The 22,557-nt window shown below is 61.7% G+C and carries 23 protein-coding genes and 1 pseudogene; 19 read left to right on the plus strand and 5 right to left on the minus strand.

All coding sequences use genetic code 11. From position 1 onward, the window contains the following. The first annotated feature begins 295 nt into the window (after nt 1-295). Nucleotides 296-496 (plus strand): restriction endonuclease, encoded by a 201-nt coding sequence (locus Q8K05_RS14550; protein ID WP_370868866.1) that lies wholly within the window; start codon nt 296-298, stop codon nt 494-496. A 73-nt stretch (nt 497-569) separates the two neighbouring features. Here Q8K05_RS14550 and Q8K05_RS14555 read toward each other — a convergent pair whose 3' ends face one another. Then, nucleotides 570-1,643 (minus strand): NADP-dependent oxidoreductase, encoded by a 1,074-nt coding sequence (locus tag Q8K05_RS14555; protein ID WP_305247350.1) that lies wholly within the window; start codon nt 1,641-1,643, stop codon nt 570-572. 71 nt (nt 1,644-1,714) lie between these two features. Here Q8K05_RS14555 and Q8K05_RS14560 point away from each other — a divergent pair, with 71 nt between their 5' ends. The 7 genes from Q8K05_RS14560 (at nt 1,715) to Q8K05_RS14590 (ending at nt 6,486) form a co-directional block, all read left to right on the plus strand. After that, nucleotides 1,715-1,909: an addiction module protein gene (locus Q8K05_RS14560; protein ID WP_305247351.1), complete on the plus strand. Its 195-nt coding sequence runs from the start codon at nt 1,715-1,717 to the stop codon at nt 1,907-1,909. Nucleotides 1,910-2,092: 183 nt separating this feature from the next. Further along, a complete protein-coding gene (locus Q8K05_RS14565; RefSeq protein ID WP_305247352.1) occupies nt 2,093-2,974 on the plus strand; it encodes a M23 family metallopeptidase in 882 nt (293 codons plus the stop codon). A 150-nt stretch (nt 2,975-3,124) separates the two neighbouring features. Then, entirely contained in the window at nt 3,125-3,697 is a 573-nt protein-coding gene (locus Q8K05_RS14570; protein WP_305247353.1) for a DsrE family protein, read from the plus strand. A gap of 229 nt (nt 3,698-3,926) precedes the next feature. After that, nucleotides 3,927-4,907: a quinone oxidoreductase gene (locus Q8K05_RS14575; RefSeq protein ID WP_305247354.1), complete on the plus strand. Its 981-nt coding sequence runs from the start codon at nt 3,927-3,929 to the stop codon at nt 4,905-4,907. Beyond that, nucleotides 4,907-5,584 (plus strand): DUF938 domain-containing protein, encoded by a 678-nt coding sequence (locus tag Q8K05_RS14580; RefSeq protein WP_305247355.1) that lies wholly within the window; start codon nt 4,907-4,909, stop codon nt 5,582-5,584. The genes Q8K05_RS14575 and Q8K05_RS14580 overlap by 1 nt, the downstream gene beginning before the upstream one ends. Before the next feature lie 9 nt (nt 5,585-5,593). Continuing rightward, the gene (locus Q8K05_RS14585) at nt 5,594-6,067 is read left to right on the plus strand and encodes a YeeE/YedE family protein (protein ID WP_305247356.1); all 474 of its coding nucleotides are present in this window, start codon (nt 5,594-5,596) and stop codon (nt 6,065-6,067) included. Continuing rightward, complete coding sequence (locus Q8K05_RS14590) at nt 6,064-6,486, plus strand: DUF6691 family protein (RefSeq protein ID WP_305247357.1); 423 nt, start codon at nt 6,064-6,066, stop codon at nt 6,484-6,486. Before Q8K05_RS14585 ends, Q8K05_RS14590 begins: the two co-directional genes overlap by 4 nt. 34 nt (nt 6,487-6,520) lie before the next feature. Here Q8K05_RS14590 and Q8K05_RS14595 read toward each other — a convergent pair whose 3' ends face one another. Continuing rightward, nucleotides 6,521-6,733, minus strand: coding sequence for a hypothetical protein (locus Q8K05_RS14595; protein ID WP_305247371.1), 213 nt, complete (start codon nt 6,731-6,733; stop codon nt 6,521-6,523). Between Q8K05_RS14595 and Q8K05_RS14600 the strand changes: the two genes are divergently transcribed. Next, nucleotides 6,732-7,436, plus strand: a complete 705-nt coding sequence (locus Q8K05_RS14600) for a DMT family transporter (protein WP_370868867.1) — start codon at nt 6,732-6,734, stop codon at nt 7,434-7,436. The genes Q8K05_RS14595 and Q8K05_RS14600 overlap by 2 nt on opposite strands. A 17-nt stretch (nt 7,437-7,453) precedes the next feature. Here Q8K05_RS14600 and Q8K05_RS14605 read toward each other — a convergent pair whose 3' ends face one another. Next, complete coding sequence (locus Q8K05_RS14605; protein ID WP_305247358.1) at nt 7,454-7,588, minus strand: hypothetical protein; 135 nt, start codon at nt 7,586-7,588, stop codon at nt 7,454-7,456. A 515-nt stretch (nt 7,589-8,103) separates the two neighbouring features. On the opposite strand from Q8K05_RS14605, the gene fusA reads away from it, so the two are divergent. Both fusA and Q8K05_RS14615 read left to right on the plus strand, forming a co-directional pair. Further along, nucleotides 8,104-10,200: an elongation factor G gene (gene fusA, locus Q8K05_RS14610; RefSeq protein WP_305247359.1), complete on the plus strand. Its 2,097-nt coding sequence runs from the start codon at nt 8,104-8,106 to the stop codon at nt 10,198-10,200. Nucleotides 10,201-10,250: 50 nt separating this feature from the next. Continuing rightward, on the plus strand, nt 10,251-11,186 hold the full coding sequence (locus Q8K05_RS14615; protein ID WP_305247360.1) for a DHH family phosphoesterase: 936 nt from the start codon (nt 10,251-10,253) through the stop codon (nt 11,184-11,186). Between the two features lie 1,428 nt (nt 11,187-12,614). Here the strand turns inward: Q8K05_RS14615 and Q8K05_RS14620 are convergent. Together Q8K05_RS14620 and Q8K05_RS14625 are read right to left on the minus strand one after the other, a co-directional pair. Further along, the gene (locus tag Q8K05_RS14620) at nt 12,615-13,238 is read right to left on the minus strand and encodes a class I SAM-dependent methyltransferase (RefSeq protein ID WP_305247361.1); all 624 of its coding nucleotides are present in this window, start codon (nt 13,236-13,238) and stop codon (nt 12,615-12,617) included. Nucleotides 13,239-13,334: 96 nt separating this feature from the next. Then, complete coding sequence (locus tag Q8K05_RS14625) at nt 13,335-13,955, minus strand: transcriptional regulator (protein ID WP_305247362.1); 621 nt, start codon at nt 13,953-13,955, stop codon at nt 13,335-13,337. 652 nt (nt 13,956-14,607) lie between these two features. Between Q8K05_RS14625 and urtA the strand changes: the two genes are divergently transcribed. From urtA to Q8K05_RS14665, 8 genes and pseudogenes are all read left to right on the plus strand, one after another. Continuing rightward, nucleotides 14,608-15,801, plus strand: coding sequence for an urea ABC transporter substrate-binding protein (gene urtA / locus Q8K05_RS14630; RefSeq protein WP_305247363.1), 1,194 nt, complete (start codon nt 14,608-14,610; stop codon nt 15,799-15,801). 123 nt (nt 15,802-15,924) lie between these two features. Then, the gene (gene urtB, locus Q8K05_RS14635) at nt 15,925-16,806 is read left to right on the plus strand and encodes an urea ABC transporter permease subunit UrtB (RefSeq protein ID WP_305247369.1); all 882 of its coding nucleotides are present in this window, start codon (nt 15,925-15,927) and stop codon (nt 16,804-16,806) included. Between the two features lie 57 nt (nt 16,807-16,863). Next, nucleotides 16,864-17,850, plus strand: coding sequence for an urea ABC transporter permease subunit UrtC (gene urtC / locus Q8K05_RS14640; RefSeq protein WP_305247370.1), 987 nt, complete (start codon nt 16,864-16,866; stop codon nt 17,848-17,850). 44 nt (nt 17,851-17,894) lie between these two features. Further along, the gene (gene urtD, locus Q8K05_RS14645) at nt 17,895-18,650 is read left to right on the plus strand and encodes an urea ABC transporter ATP-binding protein UrtD (protein WP_305247364.1); all 756 of its coding nucleotides are present in this window, start codon (nt 17,895-17,897) and stop codon (nt 18,648-18,650) included. 10 nt (nt 18,651-18,660) lie between these two features. Beyond that, nucleotides 18,661-19,350, plus strand: a complete 690-nt coding sequence (gene urtE, locus Q8K05_RS14650) for an urea ABC transporter ATP-binding subunit UrtE (protein ID WP_305247365.1) — start codon at nt 18,661-18,663, stop codon at nt 19,348-19,350. A gap of 29 nt (nt 19,351-19,379) precedes the next feature. Beyond that, nucleotides 19,380-20,417, plus strand: a complete 1,038-nt coding sequence (locus Q8K05_RS14655) for an aliphatic amidase (protein ID WP_305247366.1) — start codon at nt 19,380-19,382, stop codon at nt 20,415-20,417. Between the two features lie 72 nt (nt 20,418-20,489). Then, nucleotides 20,490-21,299 carry a CbbQ/NirQ/NorQ/GpvN family protein gene (locus Q8K05_RS14660; protein ID WP_305247367.1) on the plus strand — a complete coding sequence of 270 codons (810 nt, stop codon included), beginning with the start codon at nt 20,490-20,492 and terminating at the stop codon, nt 21,297-21,299. Between the two features lie 13 nt (nt 21,300-21,312). Then, nucleotides 21,313-22,557 (plus strand): annotated as a pseudogene (locus Q8K05_RS14665) (hypothetical protein); the annotation flags it as partial.

Genomic DNA, 22,557 nt, shown 5'->3' on the forward strand with positions numbered 1-22,557 from the left:
TACAAGAGCGACGCCGAGCGCGTGGCCTTTCTGTTTGAGCTGTACCAGAAATACACCAGCCTGCTGCCAACAGACACCAAGGGCTCCAAGAGACGGGCGAAGGCCGTGACTGGCCCAGCGTGATAGGCCAGCAAACTCGCAGGACGCATTTGGCAATATTCCGCCGCCCGCACCCGGCGGCGCTGATGCCGAGGCGCGTCGCGCGCCTGCCACCAAACCAACAGCACCACCCCAACGCGCCAGCACATGGAGCCCCGCCGTCTTTGCCGCCATTGAATGACGCCGGTTTGAGGCCGTGTGTGAAGCGCTGTTTGCGCAAGCCGGGTTTGAAACCCGCTCGCAGTCACACGGCGCAGATGGTGGCGTGGACATCTGGCTGCACTCGGCTAACGCGCAAGGCCCGGTGGCCGTGGTGCATGAAGACGAAGACGGCGGCGACGCGATAAGCAGTCGCTACAGTTACGATAGCTGCTTGCGCTTATTGCACGGGGGCTAGAGGCCTAAAACCCATTCAAGGAATGATCCACCCCAATAGGGGTATGGCAATTGGCAGGCGCGGCGCGTCCAGCTCAGACCTCCACCAGCACCTTGCCGCGATGGTCGCCGGTGAAGAGGCTGTTCAAGGCCAGCGGCAGCTGGTCGAAGCCCTTCACCACGGTTTCTTCAAACACGATCTCGCCGCGCTGCACCCAGGGGCCGACGATGCGCAGCATTTCATCCATCCGGTGCAGGTAGTCTCGCGCCAGCATGCCCTGGATGGTGGCCCGCTGGTAGAGCATGTGGTGCAGAAAGCGCGGCCCCAGTTCGGGCGTATCGAGCCCGCCGGAATACTGGCTGATCGTGCCGCAGATGATGATGCGGGCGCGCCGGTTGATGATGGGAAAGATGGCGTCGCTGATCCAGCCGCCGACGTTGTCAAAATACACGTCCACGCCGCCCGTGCGTTCACGAATGGCATCCGAGAGTTGCTGCGCGCTGGCGTAGGCCTTGTAGTCAAGCGCCCAGTCCAGCCCCACGGTATCTAGCAGCCACTGGCACTTGGCTGAGCCCCCGGCGATACCGAGCACGCGCGCGCCATGCTTTTTGGCGAACTGCGCCACCAGCGAGCCCACGGCACCGGCGGCGCCAGACACCACCACCACCTCACCCGCGTGCGGGCGCCCTGCTTCGGTCAGGCCAAACCAGGCGGTTCGACCGGGCATGCCGAGCACACCCAAGGCGGTGCTCACGGGGGCCAGGGCGGGGTCGAGCTTGCGCACGGCGCTGTGATGGCACCGGGCGTGGCTCTGCCAGCCGAGCATGCCCTCGACCCAGTCACCCGGCGCCAGGGTGCTGGCGCTCGACGCAATGACGCGGCCCACCATGCCCGCGTTCTGCACGGCGTTCAGCGGATGCGGATCGGCGTTGTAGGTGGGCTTGAGCGACTGGTTGATGCGCATGTAGGGGTCAACGCTGAGGTACCTGGCCTCGACCAGCACCTCACCGTCCGACAAGTCCATCGACAAGGGGCTGCTCGTCAGTTCGTAGTGCTCCGGGCCAACGATGCCGGTCGGGTGGCGGCGGTAAATCCATTTCTGGTGCAGTACGGGGTTGGGGTTCATCACAAACGATTCCTGGTAGTTCAATCCCGCATGGTCTCTCATGGGTTGAATCCCGTAAAGCAAATACATGACAACGAAGGTGGCCCGCTTCAGTGCACGGCAAGAAAATTGCCATGCAGCTACCGCCAGTGGAGCGTATGGCGCTGGCGGAGCACATTCTGGTCAGCCTGGATGAGCCCGACCCGTCTATGGATGCGTTGTGGGCCCGGGAAGCGGATGACCGTCTGGCTGCGCACCGCCGCAGAGAGATTCGCGCCGTGCCGCTGTCTGAAGTATTGGCCAAGTACAAAACGTCCGGCACCGCATGAATATCCCGCTGCTGGGCCAGGAGAAAATGAAATCAAATTCAAAAGGCTCGCCGCTCAACCATGGGGCTGGCCGACGTGCTGAGGGTAACGCTGCCCACGCATTGAGCCTGGCGGCACTGCGCCGCATGGGTTAGGCTTGATCGCAAATCAGGCCCCACCTTTTACTTCTTCCCTTCAAACACTGTGTCCACGCTTCACCTCCCTCATCAGCTGCTGACCCGCCGCTCTGCCCTGCTGGGCGCCGTCAGCCTGCTGGCGCTGCCCGCGCCACGCCTTGCCGCCGCCGCGCCGCAGCCGTCCGGTGTCTGGCCGAACGCTTCACAGGTTCCCGGCGGCATCGCCCGGCTGTCGCTCGGCCCGGCGGCGACGCGGCCGGTGGCGCATGCGGGCGAGCTGCCCTTGCTGGTGGTGGGCGATGTGATCGAGTGGACGGCGCTGGTGGGCATTGCGCTGGCCGCCGAGCCCGGCGAGGCGAGCATTGCGGTGCAAACCGCTGAAGGTGGCCGGCGGGAAATTGCCTACACGGTGGCAAGCAAGCGCTACCTTGAGCAGCGCTTGCGCGTGTCGCCGCGCACGGTCGATTTGTCGCCCGAAGACGCGGCGCGCTACGAGCGCGAGCGCGCGCACCAGGCGACGGTGATGGCCACGTTCAGCGAGCCTTTGCCGCAGGCCTCGGCCTTGCGCATGCAGGTGCCGACGCCGGGGCGGCGCTCCAGTTCGTTCGGGCTGCGGCGCGTGTTCAACGGGCAGTCGCGCAATCCGCACAGTGGCATGGACATTGCGGCCGGCACGGGCACGCCGGTGGTGGCACCGCTGCCGGGCCGGGTGATTGACACGGGTGACTATTTCTTCAATGGCCACACCGTGTGGCTGGACCACGGCGGCGGGCTGCTGAGCATGGTGTGCCACCTGAGCGCCATCGATGTAAAGCCGGGCGATGTGCTGAAGACCGGCGAGCGCCTGGGCGCCGTGGGCGCCACCGGCCGCGTGACCGGGCCGCACCTGCATTGGGGCGTGATGCTGAACCGCGCGATGGTGGACCCGGCGCTGTTTCTGGCCGGCTAAGCGGGTCGCTTGCTGGCGTTCCAGAGGTGAAGCGGTGAAGAGGCCGCACATTTAGACGCCAGCCACAGACCGCGGTAAAACACTTCGGCACGCTGCACCGCTACTGCGTACACTGAAGCATCGCCCCCCGGAGCAATCAGGAGAACTGCGATGACCGTCTTTTCCAATTCGTCTATCCGCCCAGCCTGGACTACCCCTTTGCCGGGAGATGCACGCCGCCGCGCCTTGCTGGTGACACTGGCCCTGGGGCTGGTGACGGGTGCGCCGGCCCTGGCACAGGGCAAGCGGGTGCAAACGCCCTACGCCAACCCGAAGGTGCTGTTTGATATGTACCTGGACAGTCCGGCCAAGATGGGGTCGGCGCTGTACTGGGTGCGCTCGCTGGTCAACCCGCTGACTGAAGCGCCCTACAGCATGTTTGCCGACGACATGCGCATCATCGTGCTGCTGCACGGCACCGAAATTGTGACGGTGGCGCGCAAGAACGAAGACAAGTACCAGGAAGTGGTACAGCGCATGCGCTACTACGCGGCCGAGGGCGTGAAGTTCAAGATTTGCGGCCTGGCGATGCAGGACTACGGCTACACCGAAACGGACCTGCAGCCTTTTATTGAAATCGCACCGTCAGCCATGACAGAGCTGGTCCACTGGCAGAACCAGGGCTACGCGCTGATCACGCCGCAGGTGCCCGATAAACGGCATGCGATTGAAGACATACGTTGAAGCCTGCCTCTTGATGACGGCGGGCTGACATTTGCTATATTTTATATAGCTACTAATCAATATATAACGCCGGCTACAGCCACTTTTCACGTATGGTTTTCTCCGCATCCCCCAGGGGGGCGGCGGGTAAGTGGCCCTGAGCCAGGGTGTCGCAGCCCACGCGCCGGAGTTGCAACCCGCGGTGCAGAGCATCATGTTTTAATTACAAATTTTTTGAGACAGCCCCACCATGACACGTGCCCGCTCCATCCAGCTCTCCGAATTCGGCGCCCCCGAGGTCATGCGCCTGGCCACGCTTGAACTGCCCGCCCCCGGCATGGGGGAGGTGCAATTGCGCCAGACGGCCATTGGCTTTAACTACATCGACATTTACCAGCGCGCCGGTAAATACCCGCTGCCGACGCCCACCGGGCTCGGGCATGAGGCTGCCGGCGTGGTGGAGGCGCTGGGCGAAGGCGTGACAGACCTGCGGGTGGGCGACCGCGTGGTCTACATGAACGCTGGCGTGGGCGCCTATGCGGACCGGCGCAATGTGCCGGCGGCCAAGCTGGTCAAGATCCCGGCGGGCATCAGCGACGAAGACGCCGCCGCGATCTTTTTCAAGGCCATGACGGCGCAGTACCTCGTCAAAAAGACGTACCCCGTGCAGCCGGGCGACGTGGTGCTGGTGCATGCCGCCGCCGGCGGTGTGGGCCTGATTCTGTGCAGCTGGGCCAAGGCGCTGGGCGCCACCGTGATAGGCACCGCCGGCTCGGCGGCCAAGTGCGAACTGGCCCGCAAAGCCGGCTGTGATGCCTGCATCGACTACACCCAGCCCGACTGGGTGGCGCAGGTGATTGCAGCCACGGGCGGGCGCAAGGCGCGCGTGGTGTACGACTCGGTGGCGCAGCACACCTTCATGGGTTCGCTGGACTGCACCGCGCCATTTGGCATGGTGGTGCTGTTCGGCGCGGCTTCGGGCCCGGCGCCCGCGATGGACCCGGAGCTGCTCAACAAGAAAGGCTGCCTGTTTTTAACGCGGCCCTCGGTCTTTCCGCACAACGCCGACCCGGCCACCTTCCGCGCCAATGCGGCCGACGTGTTTGCAGCAATGGCCAGTGGCGCGGTGCGTGCCACCATAGGCGCGCGCTTCAGGCTTGACCAGCTGCCCGAAGCCCACCGGGCGGCAGAGGCACGCCAGACGACCGGGTCGATAGTGATCTTGCCTTGATGGCAACGCCCCCCTTTGCCGCCCACAGCCCGCCCATGTTCAGCCCCGCCGCCGACCGCAACAAGCAGGCCATACTCGACGTGCTGCGCCAGGTGCTGCCCGAACGCGGCAGCGCGCTGGAGATTGCCTCGGGCACCGGCCAGCATGTCGCCTGGTTTGCCCATGGCCTGCCGCACTGGACATGGCAGCCCACTGACGCACAGCCCGAAGCACTGAACGTCATTGCAGCATCGCTGGCCCAGCACGGGTCAAGCCCTGTGCGCGCGCCCTTGCAACTGGACGTCATGGCGCCGCGCTGGCTGCCACACAGTGCGCAGTTCGACCTCAAGTTCGACCTGATTTACTGCGCCAATATGCTGCACATCGCCCCCTGGGCCACTTGCGCCGCACTGATGCGCGGCAGCGCGCGGCACTTGGCGCCGGGTGGCATGCTCATCACCTACGGGCCGTATCTGGAGGGCGATGTGCCCACCGCTGAGAGCAACCGGGCATTTGACCAACGCCTGCGCGCGCAAAACCCCGACTGGGGCATTCGCCGCCGTGAAGACGTGGAGCAAGCGGCCGCCCGCGCCGGGCTGCGGCTGTCTGCGCGGCGCGCCATGCCGTCAAACAACCTCTTGCTGGTGTGGACCATGCGGGAATCGGCGCCAAACTCCAATGAATCCGATCACGGATAATTCACAGCCATGAATATTTCTCTTTCTCTCTTTCCCCTCGGCTGGCAGCACTATCTGCTGGGCGGTGTGCTCATTGGCACGGGTGCGGCGCTGCTGTTTGTGCTGACGGGCCGCATAGGCGGCATGAGCACGGTGTTTTCGTCGACCTGGTCTTTCGTGGTGCGCCGGCCATTTTTTCAGCAGGCGCGGTTTGTTGATTCGCGCGGCTGGCGGCTGGTCTATGCGCTGGGGCTGATCCTGGGCGCGCTGGTGTGGTGGCTGGGCTTTGCGGGCGGCGAGCCCCAGGCTACGGCGGTGCCGGCATGGCAGTTGCTGGTGGGCGGGTTTTTTGTGGGCTATGGGTCGCGCCTGGGCAACGGCTGCACGTCGGGTCATGGCATTTGCGGGCTGGGCTCGCTGCAGTTGCCCTCACTGATGGCGGTGCTGACCTTCATGGCAACCGCGTTCCTGACGGCCAACCTGGCCGCAAGGTGGCTGGCATGAGCACGGCAAACAAGACCCTTCCCCAAGCGCTGGCCACCCTGGCGGCGGGCGTGCTGTTTGGCTTCGGCCTGTCGTACTCCACCATGATCCAGCCCGAGGTGGTGCTGAGCTTTCTGCGTTTTGAGGACTTCGGGCTCATGCTGGTGATGGGCGGCGCGGTAGCGGTGGTGCTGCTGGTCTACCAGCTGGCGCCCCGCCTGCTCGCCCGGCCGCTGCTGGACGACCACTTCCACAAGCACCCCAGCGTCTGGAACCGTGACACCCTGGTGGGCGCGGCCCTGTTCGGCGTGGGCTGGGGCCTGTCCGGCGTATGCCCCGGCCCGGCCATTGCAGGCCTGGGCGCAGGCAACTGGGACTTGCTATGGGCGCTGGCCGGCATTGCGCTGGGCGCGCTGGTGCAGGGGCTCAGGGCGAAGTGAGCGCCTGAAGCGGCAGGTGCGGCCGGCTCAGACTTCATGCGCCCCAAGCACGCTGGCTGGAATACAACGCCCGCCAGACGCCCTTCTTTTTCTTCAGCACCATGCCCCAGCTACGTTTAATCATTTTGGTCTGTCTGGCGATGCTGGCATTTGCGGGCAATTCGCTGCTTTGCCGCATGGCGCTCAAGCACACCAGCATCGACGCGGCCAGTTTCACGACCATCCGTTTACTGTCGGGTGCATGCATGCTGTGGTGGGTGGTGCGGCTAAAAAGTGGCCCGGCTTCAACAGCAACTGCAGGTAGTGGCAACTGGCTGTCGGCCGGTGCGCTGTTTGTGTATGCGGCGGCTTTTTCGTTTGCCTATGTCAGCATGTCTGCGGCCACGGGCGCGCTGCTGCTGTTTGGCGCGGTGCAGGCCACGATGATTGGTTACGGCGTGTGGCGGGGCGAGCGTTTTCGCAAGTGGCAGCTGGTCGGGCTCGCGCTGGCCCTGGCCGGGCTGGTGGCGCTGATGCTGCCGGGGCTTGCGGCGCCTTCGCTGCCCAGTTCCCTGTCGATGGTGAGCGCGGGGGTGGCATGGGGTGTTTATTCGCTGCGCGGCAAAGGCGCAGGCGACCCGACCCGCGTGACCGCCGGCAATTTCTTGCGCACGGTGCCGATGGCGCTGCTGCTGAGCCTGTTCATGGTCAACCACCTGTCACTGGACCTGGCCGGCCTTGGGCTTGCCGTGTTGTCGGGCGCGCTGGCCTCGGCGCTGGGTTACGCCATTTGGTATCAGGCCGTGCCCGCGTTAAAGGCCACCCATGCGGCCACCGTGCAGCTGAGCGTTCCGGTGCTGGCCGCGCTGGGCGGTATTGTCTTTATCGGTGAAGCCGTGACGCTCCCCATGGTGCTGGCATCCGGCGCCATTTTGGGCGGCATCGCGCTGGTGATTCTGGAAAAGAAATAGCGCCCGCTGGCCCGGCATCAGACTTCAGCCGTGTATTCCCCATGCGCCGGGGAGTCTTTGGCGATGGCAAAGTCGACGGCGCCCAGCAGGTCTTGGAAGGGCGGGCAAACGGCATGGTTTGCACCGCAGTACAGCGTGCCGTCGGGGCGCATGCCCGGCTGGTTGATGGTTCGTGGTGGCGATTGACGCTTTCACATTGATGTCAGACGCTGGACTTCTTGAAGCGGCAGTACGGGCTTGTGGATGGTCGGGATTTGCTATGTTGCCTATAGCTACTTGCGCTTTATTAACGGGCACTATAGGCCTTTTTTACTTATTTTTTGTTACTGCTCAGCTCTTCTAATGTCGCGCAGGTCGTAGCTTGATTGGTCGCGGTTTGACGTTGCTGGCTTGGGCTGGCCGGGGGTCGCCCGCCGGGGCGACTCCCGGCCAGCCCAAGCACGAAAAGCCAAACCGCTACAAATTCAGTAGCTGTACTAACCCGCAGTCAATGCGCCGCAGCCACTTTCAATAAAAAAATTGACACGGTTCCCCATGCAGCATGCGCCCCGGAATTACACGCCCGGGTCAACCCCGACTCCCGCCATTGCCTGCACAAAACCCCGCTATAAGCGCAAAATAACGTGTGCATCCCGCCCTCGTGCGCGGGGCCATCAAGGAGCTTGTCGTGACCCGCAAAACACCCCTAGCGCGCTACCGCAACATCGGCATCAGCGCCCACATTGACGCGGGTAAAACCACCACGACCGAGCGCATCCTGTTTTACACCGGCGTGAACTACAAGCTGGGTGAAGTTCATGAGGGCACCGCCACCATGGACTGGATGGCGCAGGAGCAGGAGCGCGGCATCACCATCACCTCGGCTGCCACCACGGCCTTCTGGAAAGGCATGGCCGGCAACTACCCCGAGCACCGCATCAACATCATCGATACGCCGGGCCATGTTGATTTCACGATCGAGGTTGAGCGCTCCATGCGCGTGCTTGATGGGGCGGTGATGGTTTATGACGCGGTCGGCGGCGTGCAGCCGCAGTCTGAAACCGTCTGGCGTCAGGCCAACAAGTACAAGGTGCCGCGCATCGCCTTCGTCAACAAGATGGACCGCGTGGGCGCTGACTTTTTCCGGGTGCAGCGCCAGATCGCCGAGCGCCTCAAGGGCGTGGCCGTGCCGGTGCAGATCCCGGTGGGCGCCGAAGACCATTTTCACGGCGTGGTGGACCTCGTAAAGATGAAGTCCATCGTCTGGGACGACACCAGCCAGGGTCTGCACTTCGAGTACGGCGAAGTTCCTGCTGAACTGCTTGAACTGGCGAAAGAGTGGCGCGAAAAAATGGTCGAGGCCGCTGCCGAGGCCAACGAGGCGCTGCTGGAGAAATACCTGGCGGGCGAGCCCCTGAGCGAGGACGAGATCAGGCAAGGCCTGCGCCAGCGCACCGTGGCGGGCGACATCGTGCCCATGCTCTGCGGCAGCGCCTTCAAGAACAAGGGTGTGCAGGCCTTGCTCGACGCGGTGGTTGACTACCTGCCCTCGCCGGCCGATGTGCCGGCGATTCTGGGCCACACCGAGGACGACAAGGAGGCCGAGCGGCACCCTGGCGACGACGAGCCGTTCTCGGCGCTGGCTTTCAAGGTCATGACCGACCCCTATGTCGGGCAGCTGATTTTCTTTCGCGTGTATTCGGGCGTGGTTCATGCGGGCGACACGGTTTACAACCCGGCCAAGGGCGAGCGCGAGCGGCTGGGCCGCATTTTGCAGATGCATGCCAATGTGCGCAACGAGGTCAAGGAGGTGCGTGCCGGCGACATTGCCGCCGCCGTGGGCCTCAAGCATGCAACCACCGGCGACACGCTGTGTGACCCGGCGCACCCCATCATCCTGGAACGCATGCGCTTTCCGGAACCCGTAATCTCGCAGGCCGTTGAGCCCAGAACCCAGGCCGACCAGGAAAAGATGGGCACCGCCTTGAACCGCCTCGCGCAGGAAGACCCGTCGTTTCGCGTGCACACCGACCCGGAATCCGGCCAGACCATCATTTCAGGCATGGGCGAGCTGCACCTGGAAATTCTGGTGGACCGCATGAAACGCGAATTCGGTGTGCAGGCCAACGTCGGCAAGCCGCAGGTGGCCTACCGCGAAACCATCAGGCAGGCCGTCAGCGACATTGAAGGCAAATTCATCAAGCAGTCGGGCGGGCACGGCCAGTACGGCCACGCGGTACTGAACCTCGAACCCTTGCCGCCCGGCCAGGGCTATCAGTTTGTTGATGCGATCAAGGGCGGCGTCGTGCCGCGCGAATACATTCCGGCGGTCGACAAGGGCATCCAGGAAAGCATGCGCTCCGGCGTGCTGGCGGGCTACCCGGTGGTGGATGTGAAGGCCACGCTGGTGTTCGGCTCCTCCCACGATGTCGACTCGAATGAAAACGCCTACCGCATGGCCGGCGCCATCGCGTTCAGGGATGGCATGCGCCGCGCCAAACCCGTGCTTCTCGAACCCATGATGGCGGTCGAGGTCGAGATGCCGGACGAATTCCTGGGCCATGTGATGGGCGACCTGTCCTCCCGGCGCGGCAGCATCCAGGGCATGGAAGACATTGCTGGCGGGGGCGGAAAACTGGTCCGCGCCGAAGTGCCGCTGGCTGAAATGTTCGGCTACTCGACCGCGCTGCGCTCACTCACGCAGGGCCGCGCGACCTACTCGATGGAGTTCAGGCAGTATGCGCAAACGCCGCCTCAAGTGACTGCGGCCATCGTGAAGCCCTGAATCTGCAGCGCTGGAAAACCCGCCGCCCTGGGGCGACAATTCCCCCCATCATGAAAACCATTCTTCCCCTGCAGCTTCTGCTTGCCCCCAGCCTGAACGACCCGCAGCCGCTGGTTATCTACCACGGCCGCAGCTGTCCGGACGGCTTTGGCGCCGCCCTGGCGGCCTGGCTTTACTACGCGGGTAAAGCCGAATTTTTGGGGCTGGACCACGGCGACATCAAATCGGTCGATGAGCTGCCCGCGCTCAGCGGCCGCGCCGTGTACATCCTCGATTTTTCGTTCTCGCCTGAGATCATGCAAGGTATCGAGGCGCGCGCCGCCAAGCTGGTGCTGCTGGACCACCACAAAAGCGCGGCCGAAAAGCTCACCGGCTTTGCCTGCCGCTGCGGCGTGGTGCACTTTGACATGAACAAGTCCGGCGCCCGGCTGGCCTGGGAGTTTTTTCACCCCGCCGCACCTGTGCCCGACCTGGTGCGCTATGTGGAAGACCGCGACATCTGGACCTGGCACTACCCCGAGAGCGCCGGCTTTCTGGCGGCGCTCGACATGGAGCCGTTTGACTTTGCCCGCTGGGCCGAGATTGCTGCGTTCAGCCCTGCGCAGCTGCTGGATTTCATGGCGCGCGGCCAGGCCATGGACGAGAAATTCAGCAAGCTCGCCGCCGACATGGCCGAAGGCGCGCAACCCATCACCTTCAACGGCCAGAGCGGGCTGATGCTGAACGCGCCCGGCGTGTTTCACAGCCTGATCGGCAACATCCTTTCCGCGCAAAGCGGCACCTTTGCCCTGATGTGGAACGCTGCCAAGGGCGGCGTTGTCAAGGTCGGGCTGCGCTCGCAGCGCAGCTACGACTGCATTGCCTTGGCCGAAAGCATGGGCGGCGGCGGCCACGCGCAGGCCTGCGGCTTCAAGATGGGCACAGAGCGGCTGCCCGAACTGCTCAGCGGAGAGTTTCACGCCGTCACCAAGCCGCCCGCGCCATAAGCCGGCTGGCTTTGCGCTGCATCAACCGCTTTGCCGCTTTATCGATTAACCGGTCAATCGGCCCGCTGGTCAATTCAGAGGCACCGCCTGCAACGCCAGCATTGGCGCGGGTTTGGCGGCTTGTGAACATAGTTATCCACAACGTGGCCCACAGGAAGCGGGGGTAAGTTTTTGCGCCCAGAGCGCACAAATCAGCGTGCAAACCATCGCTGTTTTGTGCTACCACAAACTTTTCCTCATTGGTAAAACGGCGCGGCGGGATTGAAATGGCTCGGTTCGCTGGTCAATTCTGAGGCAGCGCCTGCAAAGCCAGCACTGGCGCGGGTTTGGCGGCTTATGAACATTGTTATCCACAGCGTGGCGCACAGGAAGCGGGGGTAAGTTTTTTCGTCCGTGGTGCGCGGCTGCGCGTTTCAGGGCCTGCTGGCTCGCCGCGAATCGCTTCTGTCATGTTCCATAGCGTAAATTTATGATGAAAAGTGCCTGTAGCGACCGTAAGCATTAAGTTGGTAGCTACTTAATTGATAGCGGGTTGGCGTTGCTGGCTTGGGCTGGCCGGGAGTCGCCCCGGCAGGCGAGTTACTTTTCTTTGCTTCGCCAAAGAAACCTAAGGAAAAGAAAGGCGACCCTACTGTCTGCGACCCTTCGCTGCGCTACGGGCACCCTGCGGTGCTCGCTTCAGGCGGGGTCCGCGCAAACTCGCTACGCTCAGACAGCGCGCGGCCCTGATCCGCCTGAAGCTCCGCTCCTCAGCGCAGGCAGAAGGGCTAGGCCGGAGAAAAGAAAAAATACCAACAGCCAACAGCCAACAGCCGAACATCGCAGAACGCGCCATGCTCGTTCTATTCCCCCGATTCCGCTTCCGATCCCGACTCAAACCCGTCCTGGCTGGGCCTGTGATGCGCCAGAAAAGCGGGATCAGGGCCGCGCGCTGTTTGAGGCGATAGCCGAGTTTGCGCGGCCCCCCGCTTTTCTGGCGCAGCACAGGTTGCCCCGTAGCGAAGCGCAGGGGACCCGGACTGCGGGTCGCCTTTCTTTGCTTACTTTCTTTGGCGAAGCAAAGAAAGTGAGTCGCATGCCGGGCGACTCCCGGCCAGCCCAACCCCGAAAAGCCAACCCACGACCAAACAAGTAACAGTCCCTCCCGTGACCACTGCGCCAACCCACAAGCGATCAGAAGACCCAAGAAGCTAAAAATAATGACAAAAAGTGCCTCTGGCCACCGCCGATATTGGGTGAGTAGCTATTAAATAAGTAGTATTGATCCGACCTGTCAGTCCGACGGATTACGGCCGCTGACCCCGCCCGCAAGCGCTGATCAATTTCGAGGCAGCCTCCGCAAAGCCAATGCCGGCGCGGGTTTGGGGGCTTATGAACATTGTTATCCCCAAGGTGACCCACAGGATGCGGGGGTAAGTCGTGGATGGCTCAAACCGGCAAGGCCTGGCCCCAGTAGTGAAACGTGAAGGGGCGCGGGCCGGGCAGGTAGCGGGTGTGCAGGTCGGCCAGGCCAAAACCCGCCTCCTGCAGCAGCGCCGGAATGTCGCGTCCCAGGTGGCAGCCGCCGGCCACCTTTCCCCACAGCGGCTGCAGCCGCTCCTGCCAGCGCCGCACCGACGCATCGGGCGCGCGGCCATGCTCGCAAAACAGCAGCCGCCCGCCGGGCGCGAGGACACGGCGCATTTCCCTGAGCGCGGCCAGCGGATCGGGAATGGTGCACAGCGTGTAGGTGATGAGCACCGTGTCAAAGCTGGCGTCGGGCAGCGGAATCTGCTCTGCCGACAGGCCCAGCAGCTCCACGTCCAGCCCGGCCTGCGCGATGCGCTCGCGCGCCAGCGGGTGCAGCTCCAGCGCCGGGTCCAGCCCCGTGATTTTGCTCACGCGGGTCTTGTCATACCAGGGCATGTTGAGCCCCGTGCCAATGCCCACCTCCAGCACCCGGCCCTGCGCCAGCGGCACCACCAGCTGGCGCTGCCGGCTCACCATGGGCAGGCCACAGGCAAAGTCCAGTGCATGGGGCAGGATGTGGCGGTCGTACCAGGAGGTGCTCATGTCGGCAATTCATCAACGACAGCTTGCGTGGCAGCAATCAGGTCTGTTACCTGCCGCTCATCCACATCCAGCAAGCCTTCGTATTCGCCCAGATTGTCAAGCGGGTCGGGCATGGAATTTTTCCTCTGTTCCCATCAGCCATATTTTGGGCTGTTTCATCACATGTGTGACAAGCGCGTTGTCTTTGGCTGCGCGCTTGGCCATGTCGGCCGGGGTGTACAGGGTGGGGTTGACCTTGCGGCCCAGCGTGGTGGTGACGCTCTCCAGCGCGCCAAACACATCGGCATAACCCAGGCTGGGGCTCACGGCCATCACATCAATATCGCTCTGGGCGGTGTCTTGCTGTTTGGCCACCGAGCCATAAACGAAAGCGCAGTCAATCTGCGCCGCCAAAGGCGCCAGGGCTGCGCGCAGCACATCGGCCAGCCCCATGGTCTTGAACACCAGACCGCGCAACTCTTCGTAAACCGGGGCGGCGGCATTGGCCTGGTAGTGTTTCTGGTTGCTTTGCTTGTTGACGACGAGCAAGCCAGCCTCCGACAGGGCTGCCAGCTCGCGCTGCACGGCTCCCGTGCCGGACTGCGCCAGCGCAATCACCTCGTTGGCGTAAAAGCTGCGGTCCGGGTTGCCATACAAGACAGCCAGCACCCGCTGCCGCACCTTGGGAAACAGGGCGTCGGCCAGGCTGGTCGGTGTTGGATGTTTGGTTATACCCATATTAGGTGTGATCGTATCCAATATGGGTATGTTTGGCGAGTTCCGGTTTTTTGGGGCAGCCAGAGACGCCGTCATTCCACCTGTACACATGCTGCGGGTGGAGTCATGCGCCAGCCAGGAAAGCAGCACGAATGACCGCGTGGGCAGTGTGCGTGCCTGGCTACCGAACAACAGCGCTCCCCGCGTGGGCCAATGCGCCGCCACGCGGCTGGAAAAGTCGCGGGCAGCATGGATGGCGTGCTGCGTACCCTGTAGCGACGCATGCGTCTATGGCGTGCCAAGTTTGGGTCTGAGCGCGAGAGTTCAATCGCAGCCACAAACAAGTGAAGACAAGGGTAAGCACTTATTTCGATGATGCTGAAAATTGCTATATTTAATTCAGACGAGTAATCGTCATCAGACATTTCGCACTTGACCGCCAATACTGCCGGCAAGTGCAAGGCAAAAAAGCCCGAACCGGTTTATCCGGTTCGGGCTTTTTTGTTTGCTGATTTTTTTGTGATTTTTTAAATGAATGCCTAGGCGTTCAGGGCATTTTTTGTCCGAAAAAAACACGACCGATGGTGGCTGTTGCAGCGTACCCCTGACAGTTATTGTCGAGTAGTTCTAGTTCAACATTAAGCAATATCGCATCGACAAAAGGAGAAACATGATGAGCCAATTCAATCGCCGCCGTTTCATGACAACCAGCGGTTCCATGGTCGCACTTGGCGCCACCTCCGGGGTTTCGCTGATCCCAAGCCTGGCTAATGCACAGGAAATAGTCAAGCTGGGTTTGCTGCACTCCCTGTCCGGCACCATTGCCATCGCCGAAGCATCCTTGGTGGACGCTGAGAAGATGGCTATTGAGGAGATCAACGCCGCAGGCGGCGTGATGGGGCGCCAGATACAGGCAGTGGTGGAAGATGCCGCCAGCGAAAATCCCGTATTCGCCGAGAAAGCTCAGAAGCTGTTGGAGCGCGACAAGGTGGCCGCCATAGTCGGCTGCTACACGTCGGCCTCGCGCAAGGCGGTGTTGCCGGCATTGGCTCGTGCCAACGGCCTGCTGTTCTACCCGACCTACTACGAGGGCCAGGAGCAGGACAAGCATGTGATCTACCCATCGCAGGAAGCTACGCAATCGGTGGTCGCCGCAGTGGAATGGATGGCGCGCGAAAAGGGTAAGACCATTTTCCTGGTGGGCTCCGACTACATCTACCCGCGCACCTGCAACAAGATCGCCAAACCGACCGTTGCGCGCATGGGCGGCAAGGTGGTCGGGGAAGAGTATGCGCCGCTGGGCCATACTGAGTTCTCGTCGATCATCAACAAGATCAAAGCCGCCAAACCGGACTGGGTATACAGCACCGTGGTCGGTGGCTCCAATGTGGCTTTCTACAAGCAGTTGCGTGCAGCCGGCCTGGATGGCTCCAAACAGAAGCTGCTCTCGACCGTGGTCTCTGAAAATGAAATCGAGGGTATAGGCAAGGACAACGCCGAAGGCTACTACGCCTGCATGGGCTACTTCCAGAGCATCAAGAATCCGGCTAACGAGCGTTTCGTCAAAGCATTCAAGGCGAAGTACGGTCAGAACCGCGTCATCGGCGACCCCATGCAAGTGGCTTACAACTGCGTCTATCTGTGGAAGCTTGCGGTCGAAAAAGCCAAATCCTTCGACCCTCAAAAGGTGATCGCCGCATGTGCCGGTATCGAACTCGATGCACCGGAAGGAAAAGTGCGGGTCCATTCTAAAAACCAGCATGTCTGGAAAAAAGTACGGATCGGAAAAGCGCGTGCAGACGGTCAGTTCGATATCGTCTGGGAGTCGTCCGGCCTGATCGAGCCCAATCCTTTTCCGAAACTTTAATCCACCACGCCAGTTCCACGCAGGGATCGCAAGACGCCCGCGTGGGCTCACCTAACCCACTGAAACACAGTCACACATCGGTCGAATAATGGAGCACACGAAGTGAGCCTGGACATTGCGGTGATGCAGATATTCAGCGGCGTGAGCCTGTTCACTATCTTGTTGTTAATGGCTATCGGCCTGGCCATCGTCTTCGGGCTCATGGGTGTCATCAATATGGCGCATGGCGAGCTAATGGCTATGGGCGCCTACGCCACCTACCTGACCGCGATCACCTTTGCCAGATTCGCACCGCAGTGGATGGATTTCTATCTCTTCGTCGCGATACCTTTCGCCTTCCTCGTGACCTTCGCGTTTGGTTATGTGCTTGAGCGCGGGTTTATACGATTTTTCTACAACCGGCCGCTTGATACGCTTTTGGCAACCTGGGGCTTGAGCCTGATCCTGCAACAGACCTACCGGTCCGTCTTCGGTGCGCAGGAGGTCAGTGTGCCGCTGGCTCCCTGGTTAAGTGGCGCTTGGGAACCCAGCGCCGGCATCCAGCTCCCGCTGACGCGCGTCTTCATCATCGGCCTGACCGCCATCGTGGCCGTCGGCGTGTACCTGCTGCTAACCCGCACCCGCTGGGGACTGCGGGTGCGGGCTGTTACGCAAAATCGGGCCATGAGCGGCGCGGTGGGCATCAACACCAGAAGCGTCGACGCTTTGACCTTCGCACTGGGTTCGGGGCTGGCCGGCATCGCCGGATGTGTCTTTACCATGATTGGCTCGACCAACCCGGGCACCGGCCAACTCTACATCGTGGACTCGTTCATCGTGGTTGTTTTCGGTGGCGTACAGAGCCTACTCGGCACGGCGCTGTCAGCTTTCCTGATCGCGCAGTCGCAGACCACGTTGGAATACCTGATTAGCGGCTCGATGGCAAAAGTGACCATCCTGCTGCTGGTCATCGTCGTACTGTACTTCAAGCCCAGTGGGCTGTTTTCCAACAAGTCGCGAGGCTAGGCCATGAAGACCCTTATCCGCCAGTCTGAGTTGATTGCTGTGGCCCTTTTGATCTTGGTGCTGCTGGCGGTGTTCCCGCTGGTGCTGGACCCGTTCCGGCTGAACCTGATGGGTAAATACATGTCTTTTGCCTTCGTCGCGATCGGCGTCGTGCTGACCTGGGGCTATGGCGGCATTCTCAGCCTGGGGCAAGGCATTTTCTTCGGCATGGGTGGCTACATGATGGCGATGCTCCTGAAGCTTGAGGCCTCTGCGCCCGAACTGCCCGACTTCATGGTCTGGAGCAGCGTGGAAAAGCTGCCACTGTGGTGGGAACCCTTCCACAGTTTCCCGTTCACCGTATTGTTGATACTGACCGTGCCGGCGGTACTGGCCTATCTGCTTTCTTACGCCATCTTCAAAAAACGCGTTGGTGGCGTCTACTTTGCCATCGTTACCCTGGCGCTGGCGCTGACCATGACGGTGCTGATTGTCGGCCAGCAAGGCGGCACCGGTGGGGCCAACGGCATCACCGACTTTCGTACGCTGCTGGGTATGGATATCATCGGCGACGACGCGAAACGCGTTATTTATTTTGTGCAATCGGTGGCAGTTTCGTTGGCGATGCTGGGGGCGCTGGTTGTCGTGCGTAGCCGCCTCGGCAAGATACTGATTGCCATCCGCGACCGTGAAGACAGGGTTCGCTTCAGCGGTTACAACACGGCGCACATCAAAGCCTTCATTTTCACGCTGGCGGCCATCCTCTCATCAGTAGGCGGCGCCTTCTACAGCATTCAGGCCGGCCTGATTGCGCCGAGCGTGGGCGGTGTCGCAGCCTCTGTAGAGATGGTGATCTACGCAGCCGTCGGCGGCCGCCTGTCCATTCCTGGAGCGGTGGTTGGTGCCCTACTGATTGGCTTCCTGAAGTCTTACCTGTCCGAGACCTTTCCCGAAGTCTGGTTGTATTTTCTCGGTGCCCTGTTCATTCTGGTCGTCCTGGTCATGCCCAACGGCCTGGCGGGGCTGCTTGACCGACTGATCCGCCAGCGTCCCATCACCCGATGAGCGCCGTACTCGACTACCCCCACGTCAGACCGCAGGAGAGCACAATGTCCCAAGCCGCGTCCACTGCCGAAACCATACTCCGGCTGGAAAACCTGACAGTTTCGTTCGATGGTTTTCGCGCCGTTGACGCTTTGAGCCTGTCGATTGACCGCAACGAGTTGCGTGTGATCATCGGGCCAAACGGCGCCGGCAAGACCACACTGCTCGACATGATTTGCGGCAAGACGCGTCCATCCTCCGGCCGTGTACTCTTCAAGGGCATCGACCTGACTCATTTGTCGGAGCATGAAATTGTGCGCGCCGGTGTCGGCCGGAAGTTCCAGACACCGTCGGTCTATGAAGACCTGACAGTGATTGAAAACTTTGAAATCTCGCTACCCGAAGGGCAGAGCGTCTTCGGCTCCCTGTTTTTCCGCCGCGACGCACAGGTGATGGAGCGCATCACTTCGATCGCTGAACAAGTTTTTCTGCGTAGCCAGCTGGACCACAAGGCCGGCCGACTCAGCCACGGCCAGAAGCAATGGCTGGAGATCGGCATGCTGCTGATCCAGTCGCCCGAATTGCTGCTGCTCGACGAGCCGGTCGCAGGAATGAGCCCGCGCGAACGAGAACAGACTGCCGACTTGTTGAACCGCATTTCACAGGGAAAATCCGTGATCGTGATTGAACACGACATGGACTTCGTCAAACGCATCGCGCACAAGGTCACGGTGTTGCATCAGGGCCGCCTGCTCAGCGAGGGCACGGTGGCGGAAGTGCAGGAAGACCCGCGCGTGATCGACGTGTACCTCGGCCATTGAGGAGAAAAACGTGTTTGAAGTCAAAAACCTGAACGTTTTCTACGGGGAGTCGCAAGTCATCCGCGACGTGTCCTTCCGTGTCGGCAACGAAGAGTCGGTGGCCATCATGGGGCGCAATGGCATGGGCAAGACGACGTTGTTGAAATCGCTGATCGGCATGCTGCCGGTCAAGTCCGGGAGCATCCAATTGCAGGGCGTCGAGCTGTCGCGCCTCGAGAGCTACGAACGTGTGCGCCGCGGCTTGGCATTCGTGCCACAGGGCCGGATGATCTTTCCCTTCCTGACCGTGGAGGAGAACATCCTGACCGGCTGCGAGCACTCCGGCTACCGCACGGTGCCCGAATATGTCTACCGCTTCTTTCCGGTACTGCTGGACATGAAACATCGCAAAGGCGGCAACCTGTCGGGTGGCCAGCAGCAGATGCTGGCGATTGCACGCGCCCTTGTCTCCGACCCGAAGGTACTCATTCTCGATGAGCCTACCGAGGGAATTCAGCCGTCCATCATCAAGGACATCGCTCGAACCTTGAACGTGCTGCGTAAGGAACGACGCTTTGCCATCGTCGTGTCCGAGCAGGTTCTTAGTTTTGCCCTTGATCTGGCGGATCGGTTTTTGGTCATTGACGGAGGGCGAATCGTGCATGAGGAGTCCCGCGCCGGCTTGAACCCTGAGAAGGTCAAATCTTTCTTGACCGTTTGATTGTTTTTTTAACCTAAAGGAGTTACGTTATGAGACACGGTGATATTGGAAGCAGTGATGATTGCGTCGGCGTCGCCGTCGTCAACTACAAAATGCCCAGGCTGCATACCACGGCCGAGGTGCTGGCCAATGCCAAAAAAATCGCGGAGATGCTGGTGGGCATGAAGCGCGGTCTGCCCGGTATGGACCTGGTTGTTTTTCCCGAGTATTCAACGCACGGGATCATGTACGACGCCCAAGAAATGTACGAAACCGCGTCGACCATTCCCGGCGCGGAAACCGACATTTTTGCGGAAGCCTGCCGACAAGCAAATGTCTGGGGCGTGTTCTCGCTGACCGGGGAGCGCCATGAGGAGCATCCCAACAAGGCACCGTACAACACGTTGATCCTGATGAACAACAAGGGCGAGATCGTCCAGAAGTACCGCAAGATCATGCCGTGGACGCCGATCGAAGGCTGGTATCCCGGTGACTGCACTTATGTGTCCGAAGGCCCCAAGGGCATGAAGATCAGCCTGATCATCTGCGACGACGGCAACTACCCGGAAATCTGGCGCGACTGCGCCATGCGCGGCGCTGAATTGATCGTGCGCTGCCAGGGCTATATGTACCCTGCGAAGGAGCAGCAGGTGATGGTGGCCAAGTGCATGGCCTGGATGAACAATGTCTATGTGGCCGTGGCCAATGCCACCGGCTTCGACGGTGTCTACTCCTACTTTGGCCATTCGGCCATCGTCGGCTTTGACGGCCGCAGCCTCGGCGAATGCGGCACCGAAGAAATGGGTATCCAGTATGCCGAATTATCGACAAGCCTGATCCGCGACGCACGCAAGAACCAGCAGTCGAACAACCATTTGTACAAGCTGGTGCATCGTGGCTATACGGGCAAGATCAATTCCGGCGAAGACGCCAACGGCGTTGCCGCCTGCCCCTTTGAGTTCTATGGAAAATGGATCAACGATCCCGAAGGAACTCGCAAGATGGTTGAGTCGATCACACGTTCAACGCCCGGAACGGCCGAATGCCCGATTGAGGGAATTCCGAACCAGGCGCCTGGCCATCGCTGATCGCTCACATTTTCTCACCAGGACGGTTGGCGTGCCTGTACGCTGACCGTCCGTCCTAACAGGATTGCCGACGTGACATCGAACCTAGACGCCTACCGGCTTCATTCTGAGCCTTTTTACCGACCGGCCGGCCATGAAGTTGCGCTGTATGAGCATGCGTATGCGCACCGCATGCCGTTGATACTGAAGGGGCCGACTGGCTGCGGCAAGACCCGCTTCGTGGAGTACATGGCCTGGAAGCTGCAGCGGCCCTTGGTGACGCTGGCCTGCAACGAGGACATGACCGCATCCGACCTGATCGGCCGCTACCTGCTGGACGCGCAGGGCACGGCCTGGCACGACGGCCCCCTGACGCTCGCGGTGCGCCACGGCGGCATCTGCTACCTCGACGAAGTCGTCGAGGCGCGGCAGGACACCACGGTGGTGATCCACCCGTTGACCGATGCACGCCGCATTCTGCCGCTCGACAAAAAAGGCGAGGTGGTGCATGCCCATCCCGATTTCCAGCTGGTGGTCTCCTACAACCCGGGTTACCAGAGCCGGGCCAAGGACATGAAACCTTCCACCCGTCAGCGTTTTGCCGCACTGAAGTTTGACTACCCTGACGCGGCCATTGAAGCCGATATCGTCGCCCATGAGGCGTCTGTCGCGTTGGACGTGGCGACCCGTCTGGTAGGCATCGCGCAGCGTTCGCGCGCCCTGAAGCACCATGGCCTGGACGAAGGTATCTCGACGCGCATGTTGATCTATGCCGGTGTGTTGATCGGCTCCGGCGTCGATCCGCTGGAAAGCTGCGACATGACGATGACCCGCGCGCTGACGGATGACCCGGACATGGAAACGGCACTGCGTGGTTTCATCGAAGCCTATTTCGGCGGGTAAGAAATGCGCGGCCATGACTGACGCAAGCCCGCTTGATCTGTCGACACCCATGAACAGCATGAATGCACGCGGGCGCGATGTCCACTTCAGTCAATTCACCGGCGCGCTGGACCAGAAGTTGACGACGCTCGCAGCGCAGCCCGATAGAGGGCAAATGTCGACCGTGCTGCACTGGCTGCAAGCGCTGAACGACGAGGATCCAGTGTCTGCGCTGGCGGTAGTCGATCGCCTTGATGCCTTGCTGTCGCGGGTCGGGGCTGAGGGGCTGGGGCGTTGGATACTGACCGGATTACGCATGTACCCCGGTCAGCAGTTACGCCAACAAGCTTACTTCCGGCTGGATGATCAGCGCGCTATTGAAGCATTGCACGGCGAGGCTGGCGCCGGCACCTTGTCGGCGTCGCTGCCCTCGCTGGCGCTTTTACTGCATGGTCTGTGCGGCCGCGAGATCCAGCTCCAGCCACGGCGCCAAAGTACGCTGGAGGGTTTGCCTTTGCGGCCGGTGTTAACGCCGACCCATTTACTGCTGCCCGACGACTACACCGCCCTCGATGGGCCCGATCGTTACCGCCTTTACCGCGCCGCCGTCGCGCACGCCGTGGCCCACCTTCGCTACTCGACGGCGGGCTTGCCGACCCTGATGCTCAAGCCGATGGGAATTGCCATCGTGTCGGCGATAGAAGATGCCCGGGTCGAAAGGCTGCTGGTGCGCGATTACCCGGGGGTGCGGAGTTGGTTCCTTGAGTTTTTGCGTCTCGGTGTTAAACCAACCGGGTTGGGGTTTTCCGTGCTGGTTGGGCGGATGAACCTGGCACTGATGGATCCGGACTACCAGGACGACAACTTCTGGGTTAACAAAGCCCGCCGCCTGTTCGAGGCACAGGCGGCCAACCTGATGGACTACGCGGCCTTTCGCCGCCTCGCTTCGATCTTGGCGAATGACCTCGGCCAGATGCGCGTGCCATTTCGGGCGCAGCGTTATGTGGTGCCCGAAGCCTACCGTGACGACAACTCCTTTCTTTGGGACTTCAACGAACCCAATGCCCCGGCGCCCGAGCCACTGGACCTGCAGGTCAAAGCGCCGCAGCGACCGGATGCGGCTGCGCCGAACGAGCCAGTGAGCCAGTCGATGGCGGCCGAGATTGAACTGGGTCGTCAGACTTACCCGGAGTGGGATGCCCAGCTGGCGCTGATGCGCACGGACTGGTGCACGGTGATTGAAAAGCGGCCCGCCTGGCAGGGCCAGCGCGTCGTTGCG

The organism is Polaromonas sp. (assembly GCF_030682935.1).
Lineage (GTDB): Bacteria > Pseudomonadota > Gammaproteobacteria > Burkholderiales > Burkholderiaceae_C > Polaromonas.